This is a genomic window from Stenotrophomonas sp. SMYL86, assembly GCF_036320025.1.
Classification (GTDB): domain Bacteria; phylum Pseudomonadota; class Gammaproteobacteria; order Xanthomonadales; family Xanthomonadaceae; genus Stenotrophomonas; species Stenotrophomonas maltophilia_A.
In genome coordinates this window covers 454993-458448 of the sequence record NZ_JAWIRU010000002.1, presented here as the reverse complement: position 1 = coordinate 458448, position 3456 = coordinate 454993, and the positions used below count along the sequence as shown (strand labels likewise).

At 68.4% G+C, this 3456-nt stretch carries 4 protein-coding genes and 1 pseudogene; 4 read left to right on the top strand and 1 reads right to left on the bottom strand.

The features are described 5' to 3' along the window. A pseudogene (locus tag V3B64_RS04830) lies at window positions 1-216 on the top strand (IS110 family transposase); the annotation flags it as partial. A gap of 92 nt (window positions 217-308) precedes the next feature. Here the strand turns inward: V3B64_RS04830 and ptsJ are convergent. Continuing rightward, entirely contained in the window at window positions 309-1595 is a 1287-nt protein-coding gene (gene ptsJ, locus V3B64_RS04825; protein WP_329913728.1) for a transcriptional regulator PtsJ, read from the bottom strand. A 76-nt stretch (window positions 1596-1671) separates the two neighbouring features. Between ptsJ and V3B64_RS04820 the strand changes: the two genes are divergently transcribed. From V3B64_RS04820 to V3B64_RS04810, 3 genes are read left to right on the top strand one after another with little or no spacing between them, the layout of a single operon-like run. Further along, the gene (locus V3B64_RS04820; protein ID WP_121503549.1) at window positions 1672-2445 is read left to right on the top strand and encodes a YggS family pyridoxal phosphate-dependent enzyme; all 774 of its coding nucleotides are present in this window, start codon (window positions 1672-1674) and stop codon (window positions 2443-2445) included. Further along, window positions 2442-3143, top strand: a complete 702-nt coding sequence (locus tag V3B64_RS04815; RefSeq protein WP_329913727.1) for a glutamine amidotransferase — start codon at window positions 2442-2444, stop codon at window positions 3141-3143. The genes V3B64_RS04820 and V3B64_RS04815 overlap by 4 nt, the downstream gene beginning before the upstream one ends. Continuing rightward, complete coding sequence (locus V3B64_RS04810; protein ID WP_279912210.1) at window positions 3140-3364, top strand: hypothetical protein; 225 nt, start codon at window positions 3140-3142, stop codon at window positions 3362-3364. The genes V3B64_RS04815 and V3B64_RS04810 overlap by 4 nt, the downstream gene beginning before the upstream one ends. Window positions 3365-3456: the final 92 nt, after the last annotated feature.

The following is a 3456-nucleotide window of genomic DNA, read 5'->3' as shown; positions in this document are numbered from 1 at the left end:
CGCCAGATGCTCTACATGGCCGCCATGGGGCTCAAGCGGTGTCGTCGGGGGCAACCGCTCTACGACGAGCTGTCAAAACGCGGTCACCCCAGCACCGCCGTCTTCAACATCCTGGCCAGAAAGCTGGCCAGGATCGCCTGGGGTGTCTTCAAAAGCGGCCGGGACTTCGATCCGGCCATGCTGAAGGTGGGTCAAGCCTGCTTCCAGCAGGCTTGACCACGAACATAGGATCTCGACTGCTTCTACCAACAGCAGCCGAGCATGGCTCGGCTCTACAAAGGCGAAGCAAAGCCGAGTATGGCCCGACGCTACAAACCACACACCGCCGCCAGGTCATCGGCCAGCTGCCGCAGCTGCGCCGGTCCCAGCGCCGAACACGTAATGCGCAGACCATGGCCCGGTGCCGCCACCGCGAACACTTCGCCCGCGCGCACATGCCAGCCGCGCGAAGCCAGCGCCAGCACCTGCGGATGGCTGTCCGCCGGCAACGGCAGCCACAGGTTCAATCCCTCCATCGGCAGCGGCGTCGGCATGCCACGCACACGCAGCAGCTCCTGCAGCGACTGCAGCCGCTGCTGGTAACGCTCGCCCGCCGCCGCGATCTTCGCCCGCTGCGTTGCCGACGCCAGCACCGAAGTCGCCGCATCCTGCAGCAGGTGGCTGACCCAGCCGGTACCGGACGCCAATCGCAGCCGCAACCGCGATGCGGTCTCCTCATCGCAGGCCAGCCAGGCCAGCCGCAGGTCCGGACCCAGTGGTTTGGACAACGAACGCAGCAGCGCCCAGCGCCGGCCATCCAGCGGCAGCACTGAGTGATAGGCCTGCTGCGAGAGCAGTGCGTAGTGATCGTCAATCAGCACCGCCACCTGCGGGTAGGCCGCCAGCAACTGCCGCAACGCCCGTGCCCGCTTCGCATCCAGGCTGGCCCCGGTCGGGTTGTGTGCGCGCGGGGTCAGCAGCACCGCGCGTGCGCCGGCCTCCAGTGCCGCACGCAGCGAATCGACCTGCATGCCATGCGCATCCACCACCACCGGCAACGGCGCGTGGCCCACAGCATTGAGCACATTGAGGCTGCCGAGGAAGCATGGATCCTCCACCGCGATGCGGTCTCCTGGCAGCAACCACGCCGCCAGCAGGCGCTCGATGCCATCAACCGCGCCATGGGTCAGCTCCAGCGCATAGCCCTCCGGGCAGTCCGCATCCAGCGAGGCGCGCGCCAGCGCCTGCAACCTCGGGTCGACCGTGCCCACGCCATACAGCCGTGGTGCGGCCGGGGCCAGGCGCAGGTTCGGCAGCAGGCGCGGATCCGGATTGCCACCGGCCAGGTCCTGCAGCGCCAGCCCGGGCGTACTGCCCTCGCGCGCCAGCGTCGGCGGCAATCCGCGCACCACCGTGCCACGGCGGCCCGCCGTGCTGGCCAGGCCCGCCGCATCCAGGCGCTTGTAGGCAGCGGCCACGGTGTTGCGGTTCACGCCCAGTTGCTCGGCCAGTTCACGCACCGGCGGCAGCACGCTGCCGGCCGGCAGGCGGCCCTTGCCGATGCCGTCGCGGATGCTGTCGAAGATCGACTCGGCGCTATGCCCGGTGATTTTCATTTTGTCCTATGCCAAAATATCTCTTGTCCTGTGCCAGTGTATCCCACCCTGGCCATCCTGCATTGGAGGTGCCCGCATGCCCCTTGCCGCTGCCGACTGGCCCGTCGCCCAGTCCGTTGAACAGATCGCCGCCAACCTGGTCACGGTGCGCCAACGCATCACCGATGCCTGCGCGCGCGTCGGCCGGGACCCGGCCAGCGTGCGCCTGCTGCCGGTCAGCAAGACCGTCGATGACGCCCGTATCCGCATGGCCGTGGCTGCTGGTTGCCATGAACTGGGCGAGAACAAGGTGCAGGAAGCACAGCGCAAGGCCGAAACGATGGCCGACCTGGGCGTGCACTGGTCGGTGATCGGCCATCTGCAGACCAACAAGGCGCGCTACGTGGCGCGCTTTGCCAGCGAGTTCCAGGCGCTGGACAGCCTGCGCGTGGCCGAGGCCCTGCAGCAGCGCCTGCAACTGGAAGACCGCACGCTGGATGTGTTCGTGCAGGTCAACACCTCGGCCGAGCCGAGCAAGTACGGACTGGAACCCGACGCGGTCGAGGCCTTCGTGCAGCAGCTGCCGGCCTTCGATCGCCTGCGTGTGCGCGGCCTGATGACCCTGGCCATCTTCACCCCCGACGTCGAGCGCGTGCGCGCCTGCTTCGTGCGCCTGCGCGAACTGCGCGACCAGCTGCAACGCACCGCCCCGCCCGGCCTTGACCTGTCGCAGCTGTCGATGGGCATGTCCGGTGATTTCGAAGTGGCCATCGAGGAAGGTGCCACCGTGGTCCGCGTCGGCCAGGCCATCTTCGGCGCCCGCGCCACCCCGGACAGCTTCTACTGGCCGAACAGCGGAGCCCCGGCATGAAGCACGCAGTCGTTCTGCAACACGTCGCCTTCGAAGACCTCGGCACCCTGCAGCCTTTGCTGTTGGCACAAGGCTGGCAGCTGCAGGTGCTGCAGGCCGGCGTCGATGCGCTCGATCCGGCGGAAGTGACCGACCTGCTGGTGGTGCTGGGCGGCCCGATCAGTGCCAATGACACAGCGACCTATCCCTTCGTCACCGACAGCATCGCCCTGCTGCAGCGCCGGCTGCAGCAGCAGCGGCCAACCCTGGGCATCTGCCTGGGTGCACAACTGATGGCGCGTGCACTCGGTGCCAGTGTCGCTCCCAGCGGCGGCAAGGAAATCGGCTTTGCGCCACTGCTGCTGACCGATGAAGGCCAGCGTTCACCGCTGCAGGCCCTGCAGGGCATTCCGGTACTGCATTGGCATGGTGAGGCGTTCGAGCTTCCGGCCGGTGCACGCCGCCTGGCCAGCACGCCGGCCTGCCGCCATCAGGCCTTCGCCATCGGCAACCACGCACTGGCCCTGCAATGCCATCCGGAACTGGACGCCCGCCAGTTCGAGCGTTGGCTGGTCGGCCACGCGCTGGAGCTGGCCCAGGCCGGCATCGATCCCAACGACCTGCGCGCGCAGGCGCGTCGCTATGGCGCACCACTGGCCGCAGCCGCCACCGCGATGTTCGACCATTGGCTGCAGGACCTGCCGGAGACACCGCGATGAACTATCGATTGCAGATCCACCGCGAAGGCGTCTATTGGGGCCACTTCGACTGCAGCGGCCCTGATGCCCTGCAGCGCATGGACGCCATCGCCGCACAACTGCCTGCGGATCAGGGCTTCCAGCTGAAACGGCAGAAAGGTGTTGGCGAAGAGCGCATCCTGTCCAGCAATGCCGACGGCCTGCGCGTACTGGCTTCGCAGATCCAGTACCGCGATCTCTGACGATCGTCACGGTAGTGGGGGGGGGGGGGGGGGGGGGGGGCGCGGGCCGCCCGCGCGCCCCCCCCCCCCCCCGCGAGGGGCGGGGGCGGGCG

What these genes read in the sequence shown, in the direction of transcription:
- ptsJ (WP_329913728.1), bottom strand. Translation starts at nt 1,595, where the DNA reads ATGAAAATCACCGGGCATAGCGCCGAGTCGATCTTCGACAGCATCCGC.
- V3B64_RS04820 (WP_121503549.1), top strand. Translation starts at nt 1,672, where the DNA reads ATGCCCCTTGCCGCTGCCGACTGGCCCGTCGCCCAGTCCGTTGAACAG.
- V3B64_RS04810 (WP_279912210.1), top strand. Translation starts at nt 3,140, where the DNA reads ATGAACTATCGATTGCAGATCCACCGCGAAGGCGTCTATTGGGGCCAC.
- V3B64_RS04815 (WP_329913727.1), top strand. Translation starts at nt 2,442, where the DNA reads ATGAAGCACGCAGTCGTTCTGCAACACGTCGCCTTCGAAGACCTCGGC.